Genomic DNA, 21,201 nt, shown 5'->3' with positions numbered 1-21,201 from the left:
TTGGGCTAACACGCCCTACGCGACACAAAATACAACATCCATTTAGCCTCTTCGCCGAGTAACACATTATGAAAAACACCTATTTCTCTACTGCGATAGGGCTGTACCTTAATTACCTGGTACACGGTATGGGGGTCATTCTGATGTCCCTCAATATGTCCTCACTTGAACAGCAGTGGCAAACCAATGCAGCGGGGGTCTCGATTGTCATCTCCTCCCTTGGTATCGGTCGGTTAAGCGTCTTATTAGTTGCAGGCATGCTGTCCGATCGCTATGGGCGCAGACCGTTTATCATTTTTGGCATGATCTGCTACCTCATCTTCTTTTTTGGCATCATCAATACTCACAGCATTGTGATTGCCTACGCCTTCGGTTTTTTAGCGGGAATGGCAAACAGTTTTCTTGATGCCGGAACCTACCCCAGCCTGATGGAAGCCTTCCCCCGTTCACCCGGCACCGCCAATATCCTGATTAAAGCCTTTGTGTCCAGCGGCCAGTTTCTGTTGCCGATGGTTATCAGCCTGCTGGTGTGGGCTGAACTCTGGTTTGGCTGGTCTTTCTTGCTGGCGGCGGGAATTATGGCGGTCAACGGCATATTTTTGTTTCGCTGCCGCTTCCCTGCACATCCGGGGCCGAAGCATTCCATCATGCCATCATCCTCTTTACAGGAACCTATTCAGCCGAAGCATGGTTGTTCCCTTCTCGATCTGGGGAGTTACACCCTGTATGGCTATATCTCGATGGCCACATTTTATCTGGTTAGCCAGTGGCTGGCACAGTATGGTCAGTTTGTCGCCGGTATGCCGTATACGTTATCTATCAAGCTGTTAAGTATTTACACCTGTGGTTCTCTGCTGTGCGTATTCATTACTGCTCCCCTGGCGAGAAAAGCGGGTCGTGCCACGTCTCTGTTGATGCTGTACACCTTTATCTCCTTTGTCGCGCTGCTGGCAGTTTGCCTGCATCCAACGACCTGGGTCGTGATTACATTCGCCTTTGTCATCGGGTTCTCATCAGCCGGAGGCGTCGTGCAAATCGGTCTAACGCTAATGGCCGCTCGCTTCCCGCAGGCGAAAGGTAAAGCTACCGGTATTTACTACAGCGCGGGCAGTATCGCGACCTTCACGATCCCACTGATTACCGCCAGGCTCTCCGAAACCAGTATTGCGCACATCATGTGGTTTGATGCGGGTATCGCTGCGTTCGGTTTCCTGTTGGCACTGTTTATTGGTTATCGCAGCCGGCTTGCAGCAAAGCGTCAGTTAAACATGGCACCACTCGCACAATAATGCGGGTGCAATATTGTTCCCCTCTTCTGCAAAATAATTGGACGTATTTTTAAAATAACGGCAAAACGTCGGCCTGACGAATTAGGTTTCACAGTTTGATATGCAATATACCTGGTAACTTAAACGCCATGCTATGTAGGTACAATAACTACTGCCCGGTATATTAATCACAAGGTCGCCGAAATTTAAACTACACCGACGAGCACAGAATAATTTTAAAATCCGCAAGGAGTTGTGAAAAAATGTCTCAGAAAAAGACCTTTAACACGCCATTTCTTCTGGCGATAACCTGTATTTATTTAAGTTATTTTTTACACGGTATTAGCGTCATCACACTGGCGCAAAACATGACCTCCCTGGCTGAAAAGTTTTCAACCGATAATGCAGGGATTGCCTATCTAATTTCCGGCATTGGTCTTGGTCGACTGGTCAGTATTTTATTCTTTGGCGTTCTCTCAGATAAGTTCGGTCGTCGGGCTATCATTCTGTTAGGCGTTATTCTATATATGCTGTTCTTCTTCGGTATTCCCGCCAGCCCCAATCTGATGATTGCCTTTATTCTGGCTGTATGCGTTGGCGTAGCGAATTCAGCGCTGGATACCGGCGGTTATCCGGCGTTAATGGAATGTTTCCCTAAAGCATCCGGCTCGGCGGTTATTCTGGTTAAAGCCATGGTGTCGTTTGGTCAGATGATTTACCCCATCGTCGTCAGCACCATGCTGCTCAACCATGTCTGGTACGGCTATGCGGTCATCATCCCGGGTGTACTGTTCGTGGTCATCACCCTGATGCTGTTAAAAAGTCGCTTTCCCAGCCAGATGGTGGACGCGGGTCTCGCCAAAGATCTGCCACAGATGAACAGTAAACCCCTGGTCTGGCTGGAAGGTGTCGCTTCCGTGCTGTTTGGGGTTGCCGCATTCTCAACCTTTTATGTCATCGTGGTCTGGATGCCGAAATATGCCATGGCATTTGCTGGCATGGCAGAAACTGACGCACTAAAAACCATCTCTTACTACAGCATGGGATCGCTGGTCTGCGTATTCATCTTTGCTGCCCTCCTGAAGAAAATGGTTCGCCCCATTTGGGCTAACGTTTTTAACGCTGGTCTGGCAAGCATTACCGCTGCGGTCATTTATCTGTATCCCTCTCCGCTGGTTTGTAACGCAGGTTCGTTTCTGATTGGCTTTTCTGCTGCTGGCGGTATTTTACAGCTCGGTGTCTCGGTGATGTCAGAGTTTTTCCCGAAGAGCAAAGCCAAAGTCACCAGTGTTTATATGATGATGGGTGGTGTAGCCAACTTTATTATCCCACTGATCACCGGATACCTTTCTAACATCGGCCTGCAATACATCATTTTGCTGGACCTTGCATTTGCTCTGCTGGCATTCATCACCGCCATCATCGTCTTTATTCGCTATTACCGCGTATTTGATATCCCCCAAAATGATGTGCGGTTGGGCGAACGTTATTTTCAATAAATTGTTTAGAAGGAGTATCAAATGGACGTAACTGCAAAATATGAACTGATTGGTCTGATGGCCTACCCTATCAGACACAGTCTGTCCCCTGAAATGCAAAATAAAGCATTAGAAAAAGCGGGCCTGCCTTTTACCTACATGGCATTTGAAGTCGATAACTCAACGTTTGCTAATGCAATTGCTGGTTTAAAAGCGTTAAAAATGCGCGGCACCGGGGTATCTATGCCCAATAAACAGTTGGCCTGTGAATATGTTGATGAATTAACACCTGCCGCCAAACTGGTTGGCGCAATCAACACCATCGTTAATGATGATGGCTACCTGCGTGGTTACAACACCGACGGCACCGGCCATATTCGCGCGATTAAAGAAAGCGGCTTCGATATTAAAGGTAAAACCATGGTACTGTTGGGCGCGGGCGGCGCGTCTACAGCCATTGGCGCTCAGGCAGCCATTGAAGGCATCAAAGAAATTAAGATCTTTAACCGTAAAGATGAGTTCTTTGAAAAGGCGCAGGCATTCGCTAAACGTGTTAATGAAAACACCGACTGCGTTGTCACCGTGATCGACCTTGCCGATCGACAGGCATTTGCCGAGGCACTCGCCAGCGCGGATATTTTGACCAACGGCACGAAAGTCGGCATGAAACCGCTGGATAACGAATCTATTGTGACCGACGTTTCCCTGCTTCGCCCGGAACTGCTGGTGACCGAATGCGTGTATAACCCGCATATGACCAGGTTGTTGCAACAGGCACAACATGCCGGTTGCAAAACGATTGATGGTTACGGCATGTTGTTGTGGCAAGGGGCTGAGCAGTTCAAGCTCTGGACCGGGAAAGATTTCCCGCTGGAGTATGTCAAACAGGTTATGGGTTTTGCAGCCTGATGGGCAGTATTTGTGAATAGTTAAAGGGTAATCAATGAAAACCGTAACCGTAAGAAACCTCCTGATTGGCGAGGGTGCGCCGAAGATCATTGTCTCACTGATGGGTAAAGACATCTCAACGGTAAAAAGCGAAGCACTGGCCTATCGCGAAGCGGATTTCGACATCCTGGAATGGCGTGTTGACCATTTCGCAGATGTCGCTTCCATTGACGCAGTACTGGAAGCCGCACGTGCGATCCGTGATGTGATGGCGGATAAACCGTTGCTGTTCACCTTCCGTAGTGCCAAAGAAGGGGGTGAACAGGCTCTGTCCGTCGAAAACTATATTGCATTAAACCGCGCAGCAGTGGACAGCGGTCTGGTAGATATGATCGACCTGGAGCTTTTCACCGGTGATGAACTGGTTAAAGCGACCGTCGAGCATGCGCACGCAAAAAATGTCTTCGTTATTATGTCGAATCATGATTTTCACAAGACACCAGCAGCCGATGATATTGTCCAGCGACTGCGTAAAATGCAGGAACTTGGTGCAGATATTCCCAAAATCGCGTTGATGCCGCAAAGCAAAGCGGATGTGCTGACATTGCTTAGCGCAACGCTGGAAATGCAGGAACGCTACGCCGACCGCCCAATTATTACCATGTCAATGGCGAAAACCGGTGTGATCTCACGACTGTCCGGCGAAGTTTTCGGCTCAGCGGCGACGTTTGGTGCGGTGAAAAAAGCCTCGGCCCCAGGACAAATATCCGTAACCGATCTACGTACCGTTCTGACAATATTACACCAGGCTTAATAGCCCAATTTTTTTAAATTGCAATAAATAACGCCCTGCCCCAGATATTCGTTTTACCACGAATATCTGGCAGACGATTAAATATTTTCAAATAACGCAAAATACTATTATCGAATATAGCGATAGGCATTCGCACGAATATAACCTGGAGTTTATATGAAACTTTTAAGACCAACACGCTTAAATGGTCGGGTACCGGTATTATCTGCAGCTGACGCAATTGATTATATTCCGGATGAAGCCACACTCTGCGTATTAGGCGCTGGCGGTGGGATACTTGAAGCCACAACATTAATTAATGCACTAGCCGAGAAATATAAAAATAGCCAATCCCCACGTAATTTGTCGCTAATTAGCCCGACAGGACTGGGCGACCGTGCAGACCGGGGTATTAGTCCACTGGCACAGGAAGGTTTAGTTAAATGGGCGTTGTGCGGCCACTGGGGACAATCCCCACGGATATCCGACCTCGCGGAACAAAATAAAATAGCCGCCTACAACTATCCACAAGGCGTATTAACTCAAACCCTGCGTGCCTCTGCGGCCCATCAGCCAGGTATTTTGAGTGATATCGGCATTGGCACGTTTGTCGATCCCCGCCAACAAGGTGGCAAACTCAATGAAGTGACCACCGAAGATCTGATCAAACTGGTAGAAATTGATAACAAAGAGTATCTCTACTACAAAGCCATTGCGCCGAATATCGCCTTTATTCGCGCCACCACCTGTGATAGCGAAGGCTACGCCACCTTTGAAGATGAAGTGATGTATCTCGATGCGCTGGTCATCGCGCAGGCCGTGCATAACAACGGCGGCATCGTCATGATGCAGGTACAAAAAATGGTGAAGAAAGCCACACTGCCCCCTAAAGCCGTGCGGATCCCTGGCTATCTGGTGGATATCGTCGTTATCGATCCAGAACAGACTCAGTTGTATGGCGGAGCGCCGGTTAACCGTTTTATTTCAGGCGATTTCATCCTTGATGACAGCCTGCAAACTGCCCTGCCGCTTAACCAACGTAAACTGGTGGCCAGACGTGCGCTGTTCGAAATGCGCAAAGGTGCAGTGGGTAACGTTGGCGTAGGAATTGCCGATGGTATTGGTCTCGTTGCGCGTGAAGAAGGCTGCGCCGATGACTTCATACTGACGGTTGAAACCGGGCCAATCGGCGGTATTACCTCGCAGGGCATCGCTTTTGGGGCCAACGTCAATACCCGCGCTATTCTGGATATGACCTCCCAGTTTGACTTCTACCACGGTGGCGGTCTGGATGTGTGCTATTTAAGCTTCGCCGAAGTCGATCAGCACGGCAACGTCGGTGTGCATAAATTCAATGGCAAGATCATGGGCACTGGCGGTTTTATTGATATCAGCGCCACCTCGAAGAAAATTATTTTCTGCGGCACCCTGACAGCCGGAAGTCTGAAAACAGATGTTGCCGACGGCAAATTGAATATCGTGCAGGAAGGTCGGGTGAAGAAATTCGTTAACGAATTACCTGAAATCACCTTCAGTGGAAAAATTGCCCTCGAACGTGGACTGGATGTGCGTTACATCACCGAACGCGCCGTATTTACGTTAAAAGAAGATGGCCTCCATTTAGTGGAAATTGCCCCAGGTGTTTCTTTACAAGAAGACATTCTGGACAAAATGGAATTCACCCCCGTTATTTCTCCAGACCTGAAACTGATGGACGAAAGATTATTTATCGATGCCACGATGGGTTTTGTTTTGCCCGACGCCGCCAATTAAAAGGAGTACCCTGATGGACTTTTCATTAACTGAAGAACAAGAGCTGCTGCTTGCCAGCATTCGGGAACTGATCACCAGTAATTTCCCGGAAGAATATTTCCGCACCTGCGATCAGACCTCCACCTACCCTAAAGAATTTATGCGCGCGCTTGCGGATAACGGTATTTCGATGCTGGGCGTGCCGGAAGAGTTCGGTGGCATTCCGGCAGATTACGTCACGCAAATGCTGGCGCTGATGGAAGTCTCAAAATGTGGTGCGCCTGCCTTTCTGATCACTAACGGCCAGTGTATCCACAGTATGCGCCGTTTTGGCTCCGCGGAGCAGCTACGTAAAACCGCTGAAAGCACCATGGAAACGGGCGATCCGGCCTATGCGCTGGCGTTAACCGAACCGGGAGCTGGCTCAGATAACAACAGCGCCACCACCAGCTACACCCGCAAAAACGGCAAGGTGTACCTTAACGGGCAAAAAACCTTTATTACCGGTGCCAAAGAGTACCCGTATATGCTGGTTCTGGCTCGCGATCCCGAGCCGAAAGATCCGAAGAAAGCCTTTACCCTGTGGTGGGTGGATTCGAAGAAACCCGGCATCAAAGTTAATCCGCTGCACAAAATCGGCTGGCACATGTTAAGTACCTGCGAAGTCTATCTTGATGACGTTGAAGTTGACGAAAGTGATATGGTCGGCGAAGAGGGTATGGGCTTCCTCAACGTGATGTACAACTTCGAAATGGAGAGACTGATCAACGCAGCACGCAGCACCGGCTTTGCCGAATGCGCTTTCGAGGATGCCGCACGTTACGCCAACCAGCGTATCGCCTTTGGTAAACCGATTGGCCACAACCAGATGATCCAGGAAAAACTGGCGCTGATGGCGGTTAAAATCGAAAACATGCGCAATATGGTATTGAAAGTCGCCTGGCAGGCCGATCAGGAACAATCACTGCGTACCAGCGCGGCGCTGGCAAAACTGTACTGCGCGCGCACAGCAATGGAAGTTATCGACGACGCGATTCAGATAATGGGTGGTCTGGGTTATACCGATGAAGCCCGGGTATCCCGGTTCTGGCGTGATGTACGCTGCGAACGCATTGGCGGTGGCACCGATGAAATCATGATCTACGTCGCCGGACGTCAGATCCTGAAAGATTATCAAAACAAGTAAGCCGTACTATCATCCGGATAGCGGATAAACGCTATCCGGACTTACGCCAGAAAATCAGATTTCCGGCTGCAGGCATTCCTGCTCAGTCAGATTATTTTTAAACTGCTTACGATAATCGCTGGGAGTACAGCCTACGTGTCGCTGGAAGAGTTTGGCAAAGTGATCAACATTTTCATACCCCACCCGCCACGAGATTTCCGCTAACGACGCTTCCGTATTCGTCAGCGAAAATTTTGCCTCCGTCATTCGTCGTTGAATAACATAATTAATCGGCGAAATACGATACTCTTTAGTGAATTCGTGACAAATATAACTCACACTGGCGCGAAATTTTTTCGACAACTGATCGAGTGTGATTTTTTCGCGAAAGTTGTTATTCAAATACACCAGAACATCTTTAATTAACACGTCTTTTTTAATATACCCCTGCTCCGAACGATAAGCATTTTTAAAGTTTTCGTAATACAAGACGGTTAATGCGTAGGCAAAGGCATCATAAGCAGAGGATGACAGATTATTTTTACACTGCGGTATCATAATACTCAGTTCATTAAAAATACTCTTAATAACTTCCTTTCCCTGGCCGACGCTGATGACCGGACACGAGTGTAACTGCAACAGCTGGTTATCCTGCCAACCATTGAAGCGAAAACCGTACAGTGCACAGGTGTAGGTCGTGGCAGGTGCGTTGCTATCCGAGGCGACAGCATGTAACCGTCCTTGTTCTATCACCACAATATCCCCGGCGTGAGCGACATACAGTGAAGAATCAATAATTAAGCGCGCGACACCTTTTTTGACATAGATAAGTTCGGTTTCATTGTCATGCACATGGTGGCCCGACTCCCAGTTAGGATCATCACTGATGACGAATCGCGAAAATCTGGGGGTCTTCCCCTGCTCAAAAAGGGTTTCCATGGCATTATCAAAACATCGTTGATACATGACAGCCTCCACCTTTAGATGGTAAATGTGCGGAAAATTAATAGTGTTAAATGATAACGATTAACCACGTTATACAACGATATTCTATCCAAGCGAAACAAAATTATTTGCGCCGTCTGCAAGATGACACTTCTTGTCCAGGAACACTGTTAGCGTGCGTTATTTACGTTTTATACTAATTGAAAAGAATAAATGTTATTAATTCAACATTAACGATTTACATATCAGAAACAAATGCGGGCAGATATCGCTTAAAAATAGGATGCATTTCTCAATTACACCCTCGTTTACTGTTTTCACGGTGTAACCTTGCGTACACAACTTTTACTCCTCGCTTAGAAACTCCGCATCGCCGTTGCACATTTTTCTGCAAGATTGTTGGGAATGAAAACAGATTGCCCCGTCGAAAACAGGCCACACTCTGCCGCACACTATTTTCAGTCAAATTTTCCCTACTGCCGATAATGACGCACTTCGTCATCATCCGAACGTGACTCACTGGAGATGCCATGAAAATAATAACCTGCTTTAAGTTGGTGCCTGAAGAACAGGACATTGTTATTACCCCAGAGCGCTCGCTTAACTTTGATCGGGCCGATGCCAAAATCAGTCAATTTGATCTGAATGCGATTGAAGCCGCCACACAACTTACCGCCGAAGGCGATGAGATTGTCGCCTTAACCGTGGGCGGCTCCTTGTTGCAAAACTCTAAAGTACGTAAAGACGTGCTGTCCCGCGGTCCGGATAGCCTGTTTATGGTGCAGGACCCACAGCTGGAGCATGCGCTGCCGCGCGATACCGCCCAGGCGCTGGCTTGTGCGGCTAAAAGCATTAAATTCGATCTGATGCTGTTCGGGGAAGGGTCCGGCGATGTCTACGCACAACAGGTCGGTTTACTGGTAGGTGAGCTCCTGCAGCTTCCTGTGGTTAACGCGGTAAGCAACATCCAACGTAACGGCGACCGCATTCTGGTTGAGCGAACCCTTGAAGATGAAGTCGAAGTCATTGACCTGCCGCTCCCGGCAGTAATTTGCGTGACCTCGGATATCAATACACCGCGGATTCCGGCAATGAAAGCTATTCTTGGTGCCGGCAAAAAACCCGTCACCCCCTGGCAGGCCAGCGATATTGGCTGGACGCCAGCGTCACCGCTGGCGGAATTAGTCAGCCTTAGCGTTCCACCGCAGACAGAACGTAAGCACATCATTCTGGAAAATGACTCAGCAGAAGCCATTGCCGAACTGGCCGAACATCTGAAAAAAGCCCTGAACTAAGCCCAACGGAGAACAATCATCATGAGTAAATTAGCCAACGTATGGGTGTTTAGCGATAACGTAGAACGCTATGCGGAATTAATGACCGCCGCCCGCCAGTGGGGCGAGCAGGTACACCTTATTGTGCAGGGCAACGAACAGGCCGATCAGGTGAAAGCGCTGGGTGCCGATGACATCATCGTGCTCGAACACGCCAGTGAACTGCAGCGTGTTGAAAACTACGCCGAGACTGTCTCAGCCTTACTGCAAACGCACACCGGCCTGTTGCTGATGCCTGCGTCTAAACGCACAAAATCACTGGGCGCGCGGTTAAGCATGCAACTCAATGCGGCGATGGTAAACGACGCCACATCGGTCACTCTCGATGCAGGTGCGCTGTTTGCAGAACACCGTATGTATGGCGGTCTGGCATTCGGTAAAGAAAAACTGAATAGCGCGCTGGCGATTATCACGCTTGCCCCTGGTATGTTTGAACCAGCAGAAACCAATCCTGCGCACACTTGCCCTGTCATCTCAGCACCTTATATCACGCCACTTCATGAGATTGTTTGCCAGGAACGTCGCGCCAAATCTCTCAGCAGTGTCGATCTCAGCAAAGCCAAACGCGTGGTTGGCGTCGGTCGTGGCCTGGTGGCCGAGAGCGACCTGCAGATGGTACGCAATCTTGCCGCCGTTCTGGGTGCCGAAGTGGGTTGTTCTCGCCCTATTGCCGAAGGTGAAAACTGGATGGAGCGCGAGCGCTATATTGGCGTTTCCGGCGTGCTGTTGAAATCAGATCTGTACCTGACGTTGGGCATTTCAGGGCAAATTCAACATATGGTCGGCGGGAACGGCGCGAAGATCATAGTCGCCATCAATAAAGATAAAAAAGCCCCGATCTTCAACTACGCCGATTACGGTCTGGTTGGTGACATTTACAAAGTCGTCCCGGCCCTTATCGAACAGCTCAGTCGCTAACGGCCACATTTAACGCACATATCCCGCTGCATTCGCAGCGGGAAAGGAGCAAAGAACATGTCAGATGAAAAATTTGATGCCATTGTGGTCGGTGCTGGCGTGGCGGGTGCGGTAGCAGGTTACGTGATGGCCCAGGCCGGGCTGGACGTGCTGGTTATTGAGCGCGGAAACAGTGCCGGCAGCAAAAACATGACCGGAGGACGACTCTACACGCATAGCCTGGAGCACATTATGCCCGGCTTTGCAGAGGAAGCCCCTGTCGAACGGAAAGTGACCCGCGAAAAAATCTCTTTCCTGACGGAAGAAAGTGCTGTCACTCTCGATTTCCACCGTGAAAAAGACAATACCCCAGCGCAGGACTCATATACCGTATTGCGCAACAGGCTCGATCCCTGGTTGATGGAAAAAGCCGAACAGGCCGGGGCTCAGTTTATTCCGGGCGTTCGCGTCGATTCCCTGATCCGGGAAGGCAACAAAGTCACTGGCGTGCAGGCGGGTGACGATATCCTGGAAGCCAATATCGTTATCCTTGCTGATGGCGTCAACTCCATGCTGGGACGTTCACTGGGAATGGTACCGCCTTCTTCGGCACATCATTATGCCGTTGGCGTAAAAGAACTGATCGGCCTGCCGCCAGCAGTCATTGCAGATCGTTTTAATCTGTCAGGAAATGAAGGTGCCGCCTGGTTGTTTGCCGGTTCGCCATCTAATGGCCTGATGGGCGGAGGTTTCCTGTATACCAACAAAGACTCCGTCTCTCTGGGACTGGTATGTGGTCTGGGCAATATCGGGCATGCGACAAAAAGCATTCCGCAAATGTTGGAAGATTTTAAACAGCACCCCACTATTCGCCCACTGATCGCCGGCGGTGAATTGCTGGAGTATTCCGCACACATGGTGCCGGAAGGCGGCCTGGCGATGGTACCGAAGCTGGTTGATGACGGTGTGATGATAGTCGGCGACGCCGCCGGTTTTTGTCTGAACCTGGGTTACACCGTGCGTGGCATGGATTTGGCGATTGCTTCAGCAGAGGCTGCGGCCAAAACCGCCATTGCAGCGAAAGAACGTCAGGATTTCTCTGCCAACAGCCTGATGGACTACAAACGCGCCCTTGCACAGGGTTGTGTGATGCGTGATTTACAGCATTTCCGTAAGATCCCCGCGCTAATGGAAAACCCCCGTTTGTTTACCCAATACCCGCGCATGGTGGCCGATATCATGAGCGATATGTTCACCATTGATGGCAGCCCAAACCAGCCAATTCGCAAGACCATTTTATCCCACGCGAAGCAGATTGGGCTGATGAACCTACTGAAAGACGGCATCAAGGGAGCAACCGCACTATGAGTCAGGACAACACCGTAAATGTTGACGTCAAACTGGGCGTTAATAAATTCAATGTCGATGAGGGGCATCCGCACATCATCCTTACCGAACATCCTGACATGAAAGAATTTCGCAAACTGCTGAAAGCCTGTCCTGCTGGACTGTATAAGCAGGACGAAAGTGGAAATATTCATTTTGATTCCGCAGGCTGCCTGGAATGTGGTACCTGCCGGGTTCTGTGCGGCTCGACTATCCTCGAACAATGGGAATACCCGGTTGGGACATTTGGTGTGGATTTCCGTTACGGCTAACACGTATCGCCTGTTGCACGCCGGATACAGCACATCTGTTATTCGGCAGGACGTGTACCGAAATTATCCAGGGAATAACTCATGAGTGTCACATTAACGTTTAATGCCGAACGTCGGGAAGCTTATCGACAACAAGGGTTTTGGGGGGATGCATCGCTGGGTGATTACTGGAGCCAAACAGCCCAGGCGATGCCGGACAAAATCGCTGTGGTCGATAATCACGGCGATTCATACACCTACGCCGCGCTCGACAGCGCGGCCAGCCGTCTGGCGACCTGGTTGTTAGCCTGCGGAATCCAGCCAGGTGACCGCGTCGCCTTTCAACTGCCCGGCTGGTGTGAATTTACCCTTATCTATCTGGCCTGTCTGAAAACCGGAGCGGTTTCCGTACCACTACTTCCTGCCTGGCGCGAAGCCGAGCTGGTATGGGTACTGAACAAATGCAAGGCAAAGATTTTTTTCGCACCTACGCTGTTTAAACAAACCCGGCCGGTAGATCTGATCCTGCCCTTGCAAAACCAGCTGCCGCATCTGCAACAGATTGTTGCCGTCGATAAGCTGGCACCCGCGACAGACTCACTGGCACTCAGCCAGCTCCTTTTATCACCACCATTAACCCAGCCAATTAGTGTGCATGCCGATGAGCTGGCTGCGGTGCTGTTTACCTCCGGAACAGAGGGGATGCCCAAAGGGGTAATGCTGACCCACAACAACATCCTGGCCAGTGAACGCGCCTATTGTGCCCGTCTTAATCTTACCTGGCTGGATGTATTTTTAATGCCCGCGCCACTTGGCCATGCTACCGGTTTTTTACATGGCGTGACCGCACCGTTTTTAATTGGCGCACGCAGCGTACTGCTGGATATTTTTACTCCAGCAGCCTGTCTCGAATTACTGGTACAGCAGCGCTGTACCTGCGTACTCGGCGCCACACCGTTCGTCTATGACATGCTGTGTAGCGTGGAAAAACATCCCTACGATCTCTCGTCGTTACGCTTTTTCTTATGCGGCGGCACCACTATTCCGAAAAAAATAGCCCGCGATTGTCAGCAGCTCGGCATTAAACTTTTAAGCGTCTATGGCTCAACAGAAAGCTCGCCGCACGCGGTGGTCAATCTGGATGATTCGCTTTCCCGCACGATGAACACCGACGGATATGCCGCAGCCGGCGTGGAAATTAAAGTTGTCGATGAGGCACGTAACACGTTGCCTGCGGGTATGGAAGGAGAAGAGGCCTCCCGCGGGCCCAATGTTTTTATGGGCTACCTTGATGAACCTGAACTGACCGCCCGAGCACTGGATAATGACGGCTGGTATTACAGCGGCGATTTATGCCGAATGGACGATGCCGGATACATCAAAATCACCGGGCGTAAAAAAGATATTATTGTGCGCGGTGGAGAAAATATCAGTAGCCGCGAGGTCGAGGATATTCTGTTGCAGCATCCGCGTATCCATGATGCCTGCGTTGTGGCAATGCCGGACGATCGTTTAGGCGAAAGATCGTGTGCGTATGTGGTGCTAAAACCTCCGCACCATTCGCTGTCGCTGGAGTCAGTGGTAGCCTTTTTTAGTCGCAAGCGGGTGGCAAAGTACAAATACCCTGAGCACATTGTGATCGTAGAGAAATTACCGCGCACAGCGTCCGGTAAAGTACAAAAATACCAACTGCGTCAGGATATTATTCAGCGTTTGAGCGTGGAGAGTGTTGCAGGATAAAGTGCCGGATGGCGACGCTAGCGCATCTTATCCGGCCTACGTTGAATGCCAATCGTAGGCCGGTAGGCGTTTACGCCGCCATCCGGCATCAAGTTACTTGTTCAGTTCAGCCAGACTCAGCCAGGTCTGAACAACGGTGTCCGGGTTGAGCGACAGGCTGTCGATCCCTTCTTCCATCAACCAGGCCGCGAAGTCTTCGTGGTCAGATGGGCCCTGGCCACAAATACCCACGTATTTACCCTGTTTCTTAGCGGCACGAATCGCCATCGACAACAGTGCTTTCACCGCATCGTTACGCTCATCAAACAGTTCAGAAACCACGCCAGAGTCACGGTCCAGACCCAGCGCCAGCTGTGTCATGTCGTTAGACCCGATAGAGAAGCCATCGAAGTATTCGAGGAACTGTTCAGCCAGCAAGGCGTTAGATGGGATCTCACACATCATGATTACCTTCAGCCCGTTCTCACCGCGCTTCAGCCCCTGGCGTGCCAGCTCTTCCACCACCGCTTTCGCCTGGGCAACGGTACGTACAAACGGTACCATTACTTCGACGTTAGTCAGGCCCATATCGTTACGGACACGTTTTACGGCATCACATTCCAGCGCGAAACAGTCGCGGAAGCTATCAGCAACGTAACGGCCCGCGCCACGGAAGCCCAGCATTGGGTTCTCTTCATGCGGTTCATAACGCTCACCGCCGACGAGGTTGGCATATTCGTTGGACTTAAAGTCAGACATACGCACGATGACGCGTTTTGGATAAAACGCCGCACCCAGCGTCGCGATCCCTTCCGTCAAACGACCCACGTAGAATTCACGTGGGGAATCGAAACCTTTCATCAAGGCGCGGATTTCGTTTTGCAGCTCAGGCGTCTGGTCATCGAACTCCAGCAGAGCGCGCGGGTGCACGCCAATCATACGGTTGATAATAAATTCGAGACGCGCCAGGCCGACACCTTCGTTTGGCAGACAAGCGAAGTCAAAAGCACGGTCCGGGTTACCGACGTTCATCATCACCTTCAACGGCAGATCCGGCATGGTTTCCACGCTGGAGCTCTTCACGCTGAAGTCCAGCATGTCGGCATACACGTAGCCAGTGTCGCCTTCCGCACAGGAGACAGTGACCTTCTCACCGTCTTTCATGCGTTCGGTCGCATCGCCACAGCCAACAACCGCCGGAATTCCCAGTTCACGGGCAATAATCGCCGCGTGACAGGTACGACCGCCGCGGTTGGTGACGATTGCCGCCGCTTTTTTCATGATCGGTTCCCAGTCCGGGTCGGTCATGTCGGTAACCAGTACGTCGCCTGGTTCGATACGGTTCATTTCGCTGATGTCCTGGATGACTTTGACCGGACCCGCGCCAATGCGGTGACCGATGGCACGACCTTCAGCAATAATTTTACCCTGCGCATGCAGCGTATAACGCTCCATCACCTGACCGCGAGAACGTACGGTTTCCGGACGAGCCTGTACAATGAACAGCTTGCCGGTATGACCGTCTTTCGCCCATTCGATGTCCATCGGACGACCGTAATGCTTCTCGATTTGCACCGCCTGCTTCGCCAGTTCCTGCACTTCCTCGTTGGTCAGTGAGAAAACATCGCGTTGCGCCTGCGGAACGTCTTCAATGGTAACCTGCTTGCCATGCTCCTGAGTCGGCGCATAAATCATGCGGATTTTCTTAGAGCCCATCGTACGACGCACGATGGACGGACGATTAGCCGCCAGCGTCGGTTTATGCACGTAGAATTCATCCGGGTTCACAGCGCCCTGCACCACCATCTCGCCCAGGCCCCATGCAGACGTGATAAACACCACCTGATCGAAACCGGATTCGGTATCGATGGAGAACATGACACCGGAAGACGCGAGATCAGAACGCACCATCCGCTGAACGCCCGCAGAGAGCGCGACGCCGCGGTGATCATAGCCCTGATGAACACGATAGGAGATTGCGCGATCGTTAAACAGCGAGGCAAACACGTGTTTGATAGCAACCAGTACGGCATCAAATCCCTGGACGTTGAGGAACGTTTCCTGCTGGCCCGCGAATGACGCATCTGGCATATCTTCTGCTGTAGCGGAGGAACGCACGGCAAAAGAAGCATTGGCATCGTCCGCTGACAGCTGCGCGTAGGCATCGCGGACGGCATTTTCCAGTTCAGGCTGGAAAGGAGTGTCGATAATCCACTGGCGGATCTGTGCACCCGCTTTTGCAAGCTCGGTGACATCGTCAATATCCGTTTTATCCAGCAGCTCATAAATGCGCTGGTTTACGCCGCTTTGGTCCAGAAACTGGTTAAACGCATCGGCGGTCGTTGCAAAACCATTCGGTACGGAAACGCCCATACCTGAAAGGTTAGTAATCATTTCACCCAGGGAGGCATTTTTGCCCCCAACTCTGTCTACATCATTCATGCCGAGTTGGTTATACCAAAGCACCAGCGGTGACGAGCCATTGTTGGACATCGAACAATCCTTATATATGAACGAGGTTAGGAAACTCAATTTTGCGTAATTATCTTGGCATATTTACCTCAGCGAAAAAAACGGTGAATCGTTCAAGCAACTTTATTTTTTATTTTTTCAGATTCTTTCCGCATTTGCGCAAACCCGCGAACGGCACGGGATCACCACAAAATCAGTCGGTATAAACATTTGTTCCGAAAAATGAAATGTACTTTTCATTAAATATAAAAATACTGTTTCACTTTATAAAACTGATGCAGCAATATTCGCTTCTGACGAATTTTAATTTATGCTTTCAGAGAATTATGTCTGCCCCCAGGATGAGCAAAATGGATAATGCTGTTGATCGTCATGTATTTTATATTTCTGATGGCACAGCCATCACCGCAGAGGTATTGGGTCACGCGGTAATGTCGCAATTTCCGGTCACGATCAGCAGCATTACGCTGCCGTTTGTTGAAAATGAGAGTCGTGCGCGGGCGGTTAAAGACCAGATTGACGCCATTTATCAACAAACGGGTGTGCGTCCTCTGGTGTTCTACTCCATTGTGTTGCCGGAAATTCGCTCGATCATTTTACAAAGTGAAGGTTTTTGCCAGGACATCGTCCAGGCACTGGTCGCGCCGCTGCAACATGAGATGAAACTCGACCCCACGCCGATCGCACATCGCACGCACGGCCTGAATCCCGGCAACCTCAACAAGTACGATGCGCGTATTGCCGCCATTGATTATACCCTCGCGCACGACGACGGTATTTCGTTGCGCAACCTCGATCAGGCGCAGGTGATCCTGCTTGGCGTTTCTCGTTGCGGCAAAACTCCGACCAGTTTGTATCTGGCTATGCAGTTTGGTATCCGTGCGGCCAACTACCCCTTTATTGCCGATGATATGGATAATCTGGTGCTGCCCGCCTCTCTGAAGCCGTTGCAGCATAAATTATTCGGCCTGACCATCGACCCTGAGCGCCTGGCGGCGATCCGCGAAGAGCGCCGGGAGAACAGCCGGTACGCTTCGCTGCGCCAGTGCCGAATGGAAGTTGCTGAGGTAGAAGCGTTGTACCGAAAAAACCAGATCCCCTGGCTGAACAGTACCAATTACTCGGTAGAAGAGATTGCCACCAAGATCCTCGACATTATGGGGCTGAATCGCCGCATGTACTAGAATGCTAGTGCATTGGTTCGATTTTTTGTTATTATGCTCGCCACCAGGCAGGATGAGTGTGATATTGTGATGTACATCACTTCCCGGTAGTCCTGCCGTTGAAGCAACAAATTTCTGAGATAAGTAATGAACAGAACCGATGAACTCCGTACTGCGCGTATTGACAACCTGGTCACTCCAGCAGAGCTTGCGCAACGGCATCCTGTTTCGTCCTCCGTCGCCCGCCATGTTACGGATTCCCGACGCCGGATAGAAAAAATCTTGAATGGTGAAGATCCTCGCTTGCTGGTCATCGTTGGACCATGCTCGATTCACGATCTCGATGCCGCCATGGAATACGCCACGCGTTTGCAGGCACTGCGCACTAAACACCAGGCGCGTCTGGAAATCGTGATGCGTACCTATTTTGAAAAACCGCGTACCGTCGTGGGCTGGAAAGGCCTCATTTCCGACCCGGACTTGAATGGCAGCTATCGTGTAAATCATGGTATTGAGCTGGCACGTAAACTGCTGTTACAGGTCAACGAACTGGGTGTACCGACGGCCACTGAATTCCTCGATATGGTGACAGGTCAGTTTATTGCTGATCTGATCAGCTGGGGCGCAATTGGCGCACGCACCACAGAGAGCCAAATTCACCGTGAAATGGCTTCCGCGCTCTCCTGCCCTGTCGGGTTCAAAAACGGAACAGATGGCAACACGCGTATCGCCGTCGATGCTATTCGCGCGTCACGCGCCAGCCACATGTTCCTCTCACCGGATAAAACCGGGCAGATGACTATCTATCAGACCAGCGGCAATCCCTACGGTCATATCATCATGCGCGGTGGTAAAAAGCCGAACTACTCTGCCGAAGATATTGCCGCTGCCTGCGATACGCTGCATGAATTCTCTCTGCCGGAGCATCTGGTGGTGGATTTCAGCCATGGCAATTGCCAGAAGCAGCATCGCCGTCAGTTAGAAGTGTGCGATGACGTCTGTCAGCAGATTCGCGATGGTTCGACGGCAATAGCCGGGATCATGGCGGAAAGTTTCTTACGCGAAGGTACGCAAAAAATCGTCAGCGGCCAGCCACTGGTTTATGGTCAGTCAATCACCGATCCCTGCCTGAACTGGGAAGATACGGAACTGCTGGTCGAAAAACTCGCCGCGGCGGTAGACAGTCGATTCTAACATCATGCCCGGGCGGTGGTTTCGCCTGACCCGACCTAAGGTTCGTGCCCATCCAGGCCCGGTCAGCGTAATGCGACCGGGCTTTTTTAATGCAGCACAATCCCGCAAATTTGATCCCGTCACAATTATTTCACAAAAAGACTTGATGCAAATTCTCAGTTTATTGATAATGATTATCATTGTTACATTGATTGTTATTTTTAAACACTATGTCACGTATGGATAACACTACAGCAACGCCTGCAAAAGAAAAAACACCGCCTTCTGTCATGCCAAATGAGCGTCGAATTGACAGTAAAAGCCTGCTGGGTAAAGAAGGACGCGTGATCATAGAACATGATGGTCAGCATTACTTGCTGCGCCAGACCCAAGCCGGAAAACTCATTCTGACCAAATAAACAACACCTTTCGCCAGCCACCCAGGTGATACCCAGGCAGCCAGCGCTTTCGATTTCCTAATGGAGAGTTGCTATGCCATACCTGCACACTGCATCCCTGCGTCCCTCGCTATTGGCGCTGGCGATTGTCAGTAGCCTGCCCACTTTCGCGTATGCGGCGGTCGAAGATATGACCGTCACCGCCACCGGCAATGCCCGTAGTGCCTTTGAAGCACCGATGATGGTCAGCGTGATTGATGCCACCGCCCCGGAAAACCAGACCGCCAGTTCGGCAGCCGATCTGTTGCGGACGGTTCCGGGTCTGACCCTCGATGGCACGGGCCGCACCAACGGCCAGGATGTGAATCTGCGCGGCTATGACCGCCGCGGCGTTCTGGTGCTGGTTGACGGCGTTCGTCAGGGCACCGACACCGGACACCTGAACAGTACCTTCCTCGACCCGGCGCTTATCAAACGCATCGAAGTCGTGCGCGGCCCTTCTGCTCTGCTGTATGGCAGCGGTGCGCTCGGCGGCGTGATCGCCTATGACACTGCGGATGCCAAAGATCTGCTGGAAGCCGGACAAAACAGCGGTTACCGCGTGTTCGGTACTGCGGCAACCGGCGATCACAGCCTCGGTATGGGCGCCAGCGCATTTGGGCGTACCGATACGCTGGACGGACTGCTTGCATGGTCGAGTCGCGATCGCGGTGATTTGCGCCAGAGCGACGGCACTACAGCGCCAAACGATGAAGCGATCAACAATATGCTGGCGAAAGGCAGTTGGAAAATTGACAGCGCCCAGACGCTGGCAGGCTCGTTGCGCTACTACAACAATGACGCCCGTGAACCTAAGAACCCACAAACCAGCGCGGCGGATGCCACCAGCAACCCGATGACCGACCGTTCAACCATCCAGCGTGATGCGCAACTGACCTACACGCTCGCCCCTGTGGACAATGACTGGCTGAACGCTGATGCCCGCCTTTACTGGTCCGAGGCTCGCATTAATGCCCAGAATCCGGATGCGACTAATGAGTTTCGCAAACAAACGACCAAAGGCGGAAAAATTGATAACCGCAGCCGGTTGTTTACCGACTCCTTTGCTTCTCACCTGTTAACTTACGGTGGTGAGTACTATCGCCAGGAACAACGCCCCGGAGGTGCGACGACCGGTTTCCCTGAGGCAAAAATTGATTTTAGCTCCGGCTGGCTGCAGGATGAAATCACCCTGCGAGATCTGCCCGTAACATTGCTGGGTGGTACACGCTATGACTCATATCGCGGTAGCAGCGATGGTTACGCGGATGTCGATGCCGACAAATGGTCGTCCCGCGCAGGAATGACCGTTACGCCAGCCGACTGGCTGATGCTGTTCGGTTCATACGCTCAGGCCTTCCGTGCGCCGACCATGGGCGAGATGTATAACGATGCGAAACACTTCTCGATTGGTCGTTTCTACACTAACTACTGGGTGCCAAACCCTAACCTGCGTCCAGAAACCAACGAAACGCAGGAGTACGGATTTGGTCTGCGCTTTGACGATCTGCTGATGGCGAGCGATGCGCTCGAATTTAAAGCCAGCTATTTCGACACCAAAGCGAAAGATTACATCTCCACCAGCGTCGACTTTGCTGCCGCGACAACCATGTCCTATAACGTCCCCAATGCCAAAATCTGGGGCTGGGACGTGATGGCGAAGTACTCCGCCGATCTGTTCAGTCTCGATATGGCCTATAACCGCACACGCGGCAAAGATACTGACACGGGCGAATACATTTCCAGCATTAACCCGGATACCGTCACCAGCAAACTGAACATACCCGTGGCACACAGCGGTTTCTCAGTCGGCTGGATAGGCACGTTTGCGGACCGCTCCACGCATATCAGCAGCAGCTACGCTAAACAGCCTGGCTATGCGGTAAACGATTTCTACGTGAGCTATCAGGGGCAACAAGCGCTGAAAGGCATGACCACCACGCTGGTGCTGGGCAACGCCTTCGACAAAGAGTACTGGTCGCCGCAGGGCATCCCACAGGATGGTCGCAATGGCAAAATTTTCGTGAGTTATCAGTGGTAATCACTTTTCCCCGGTTCGCCGGGGTAGCAATCTGGAAGG

General features: G+C 51.1%; 17 protein-coding genes. 15 read left to right on the top strand and 2 right to left on the bottom strand.

The genetic code is table 11. The features are described from left to right. Positions 1-68 precede the first annotated feature (68 nt). The 6 genes from AL515_RS11530 to AL515_RS11505 all read left to right on the top strand — a co-directional run bounded on the left by AL515_RS11530 (position 69) and on the right by AL515_RS11505 (position 7,365). Complete coding sequence (locus AL515_RS11530; protein ID WP_048211848.1) at positions 69-1,289, top strand: MFS transporter; 1,221 nt, start codon at positions 69-71, stop codon at positions 1,287-1,289. A gap of 242 nt (positions 1,290-1,531) precedes the next feature. Beyond that, entirely contained in the window at positions 1,532-2,767 is a 1,236-nt protein-coding gene (locus AL515_RS11525) for an MFS transporter (protein WP_061067799.1), read from the top strand. A gap of 21 nt (positions 2,768-2,788) precedes the next feature. Then, a complete protein-coding gene (ydiB, locus tag AL515_RS11520; protein ID WP_048211850.1) occupies positions 2,789-3,655 on the top strand; it encodes a quinate/shikimate dehydrogenase in 867 nt (288 codons plus the stop codon). A gap of 34 nt (positions 3,656-3,689) precedes the next feature. Continuing rightward, positions 3,690-4,448, top strand: coding sequence for a type I 3-dehydroquinate dehydratase (aroD, locus tag AL515_RS11515; protein WP_061067798.1), 759 nt, complete (start codon positions 3,690-3,692; stop codon positions 4,446-4,448). 156 nt (positions 4,449-4,604) lie between these two features. Further along, positions 4,605-6,200, top strand: coding sequence for an acyl CoA:acetate/3-ketoacid CoA transferase (locus tag AL515_RS11510; protein ID WP_061067797.1), 1,596 nt, complete (start codon positions 4,605-4,607; stop codon positions 6,198-6,200). Between the two features lie 13 nt (positions 6,201-6,213). Then, positions 6,214-7,365, top strand: a complete 1,152-nt coding sequence (locus AL515_RS11505) for an acyl-CoA dehydrogenase (RefSeq protein WP_040233722.1) — start codon at positions 6,214-6,216, stop codon at positions 7,363-7,365. Positions 7,366-7,419: 54 nt separating this feature from the next. Here the strand turns inward: AL515_RS11505 and AL515_RS11500 are convergent, their stop codons facing one another. Continuing rightward, positions 7,420-8,310, bottom strand: a complete 891-nt coding sequence (locus tag AL515_RS11500) for an AraC family transcriptional regulator (protein WP_048211854.1) — start codon at positions 8,308-8,310, stop codon at positions 7,420-7,422. Positions 8,311-8,819: 509 nt separating this feature from the next. Between AL515_RS11500 and AL515_RS11495 the strand changes: the two genes are divergently transcribed. From AL515_RS11495 to fadK, 5 genes are all read left to right on the top strand, one after another. Next, a complete protein-coding gene (locus AL515_RS11495) occupies positions 8,820-9,584 on the top strand; it encodes an electron transfer flavoprotein (RefSeq protein ID WP_061067796.1) in 765 nt (254 codons plus the stop codon). 21 nt (positions 9,585-9,605) lie between these two features. Then, complete coding sequence (locus tag AL515_RS11490) at positions 9,606-10,541, top strand: electron transfer flavoprotein subunit alpha (RefSeq protein WP_048211856.1); 936 nt, start codon at positions 9,606-9,608, stop codon at positions 10,539-10,541. A 57-nt stretch (positions 10,542-10,598) separates the two neighbouring features. Then, positions 10,599-11,888, top strand: coding sequence for an FAD-dependent oxidoreductase (locus AL515_RS11485; protein ID WP_048211857.1), 1,290 nt, complete (start codon positions 10,599-10,601; stop codon positions 11,886-11,888). After that, the gene (locus AL515_RS11480; protein ID WP_048211858.1) at positions 11,885-12,178 is read left to right on the top strand and encodes a ferredoxin; all 294 of its coding nucleotides are present in this window, start codon (positions 11,885-11,887) and stop codon (positions 12,176-12,178) included. The genes AL515_RS11485 and AL515_RS11480 overlap by 4 nt, the downstream gene beginning before the upstream one ends. 81 nt (positions 12,179-12,259) lie before the next feature. Further along, the gene (gene fadK / locus AL515_RS11475; RefSeq protein WP_061067795.1) at positions 12,260-13,897 is read left to right on the top strand and encodes a medium-chain fatty-acid--CoA ligase; all 1,638 of its coding nucleotides are present in this window, start codon (positions 12,260-12,262) and stop codon (positions 13,895-13,897) included. A gap of 93 nt (positions 13,898-13,990) precedes the next feature. Here fadK and ppsA read toward each other — a convergent pair whose 3' ends face one another. Further along, positions 13,991-16,369 carry a phosphoenolpyruvate synthase gene (ppsA, locus tag AL515_RS11470; RefSeq protein WP_061067794.1) on the bottom strand — a complete coding sequence of 793 codons (2,379 nt, stop codon included), beginning with the start codon at positions 16,367-16,369 and terminating at the stop codon, positions 13,991-13,993. Between the two features lie 329 nt (positions 16,370-16,698). Here ppsA and ppsR point away from each other — a divergent pair, with 329 nt between their 5' ends. From ppsR to AL515_RS11450, 4 genes are all read left to right on the top strand, one after another. Next, positions 16,699-17,532, top strand: a complete 834-nt coding sequence (gene ppsR, locus AL515_RS11465; RefSeq protein ID WP_003030553.1) for a posphoenolpyruvate synthetase regulatory kinase/phosphorylase PpsR — start codon at positions 16,699-16,701, stop codon at positions 17,530-17,532. A gap of 126 nt (positions 17,533-17,658) precedes the next feature. Beyond that, entirely contained in the window at positions 17,659-18,705 is a 1,047-nt protein-coding gene (aroH, locus tag AL515_RS11460; RefSeq protein WP_048211861.1) for a 3-deoxy-7-phosphoheptulonate synthase AroH, read from the top strand. Positions 18,706-18,914: 209 nt separating this feature from the next. Next, the gene (gene hemP, locus AL515_RS11455) at positions 18,915-19,103 is read left to right on the top strand and encodes a hemin uptake protein HemP (RefSeq protein ID WP_048211862.1); all 189 of its coding nucleotides are present in this window, start codon (positions 18,915-18,917) and stop codon (positions 19,101-19,103) included. A 73-nt stretch (positions 19,104-19,176) separates the two neighbouring features. Next, positions 19,177-21,162 (top strand): TonB-dependent hemoglobin/transferrin/lactoferrin family receptor, encoded by a 1,986-nt coding sequence (locus AL515_RS11450; RefSeq protein WP_061067793.1) that lies wholly within the window; start codon positions 19,177-19,179, stop codon positions 21,160-21,162. Positions 21,163-21,201 lie beyond the last annotated feature (39 nt).

This window comes from Citrobacter sp. FDAARGOS_156 (assembly GCF_001559235.2).
Classification (GTDB): Bacteria; Pseudomonadota; Gammaproteobacteria; order Enterobacterales; family Enterobacteriaceae; genus Citrobacter; species Citrobacter youngae.
The sequence above is the reverse complement of the archived record's forward strand: the minus strand, read 5'-3'. Positions and strand labels throughout refer to the sequence as shown.

Bases quoted from the DNA above. Each gene is read 5' to 3' on its own strand.
- AL515_RS11530 (WP_048211848.1), top strand. From the start codon at position 69: ATGAAAAACACCTATTTCTCTACTGCGATAGGGCTGTACCTTAATTAC.
- AL515_RS11525 (WP_061067799.1), top strand. From the start codon at position 1,532: ATGTCTCAGAAAAAGACCTTTAACACGCCATTTCTTCTGGCGATAACC.
- ydiB (WP_048211850.1), top strand. From the start codon at position 2,789: ATGGACGTAACTGCAAAATATGAACTGATTGGTCTGATGGCCTACCCT.
- aroD (WP_061067798.1), top strand. From the start codon at position 3,690: ATGAAAACCGTAACCGTAAGAAACCTCCTGATTGGCGAGGGTGCGCCG.
- AL515_RS11510 (WP_061067797.1), top strand. From the start codon at position 4,605: ATGAAACTTTTAAGACCAACACGCTTAAATGGTCGGGTACCGGTATTA.
- AL515_RS11505 (WP_040233722.1), top strand. From the start codon at position 6,214: ATGGACTTTTCATTAACTGAAGAACAAGAGCTGCTGCTTGCCAGCATT.
- AL515_RS11500 (WP_048211854.1), bottom strand. From the start codon at position 8,310: ATGTATCAACGATGTTTTGATAATGCCATGGAAACCCTTTTTGAGCAG.
- AL515_RS11495 (WP_061067796.1), top strand. From the start codon at position 8,820: ATGAAAATAATAACCTGCTTTAAGTTGGTGCCTGAAGAACAGGACATT.
- AL515_RS11490 (WP_048211856.1), top strand. From the start codon at position 9,606: ATGAGTAAATTAGCCAACGTATGGGTGTTTAGCGATAACGTAGAACGC.
- AL515_RS11485 (WP_048211857.1), top strand. From the start codon at position 10,599: ATGTCAGATGAAAAATTTGATGCCATTGTGGTCGGTGCTGGCGTGGCG.
- AL515_RS11480 (WP_048211858.1), top strand. From the start codon at position 11,885: ATGAGTCAGGACAACACCGTAAATGTTGACGTCAAACTGGGCGTTAAT.
- fadK (WP_061067795.1), top strand. From the start codon at position 12,260: ATGAGTGTCACATTAACGTTTAATGCCGAACGTCGGGAAGCTTATCGA.
- ppsA (WP_061067794.1), bottom strand. From the start codon at position 16,369: ATGTCCAACAATGGCTCGTCACCGCTGGTGCTTTGGTATAACCAACTC.
- ppsR (WP_003030553.1), top strand. From the start codon at position 16,699: ATGGATAATGCTGTTGATCGTCATGTATTTTATATTTCTGATGGCACA.
- aroH (WP_048211861.1), top strand. From the start codon at position 17,659: ATGAACAGAACCGATGAACTCCGTACTGCGCGTATTGACAACCTGGTC.
- hemP (WP_048211862.1), top strand. From the start codon at position 18,915: ATGTCACGTATGGATAACACTACAGCAACGCCTGCAAAAGAAAAAACA.
- AL515_RS11450 (WP_061067793.1), top strand. From the start codon at position 19,177: ATGCCATACCTGCACACTGCATCCCTGCGTCCCTCGCTATTGGCGCTG.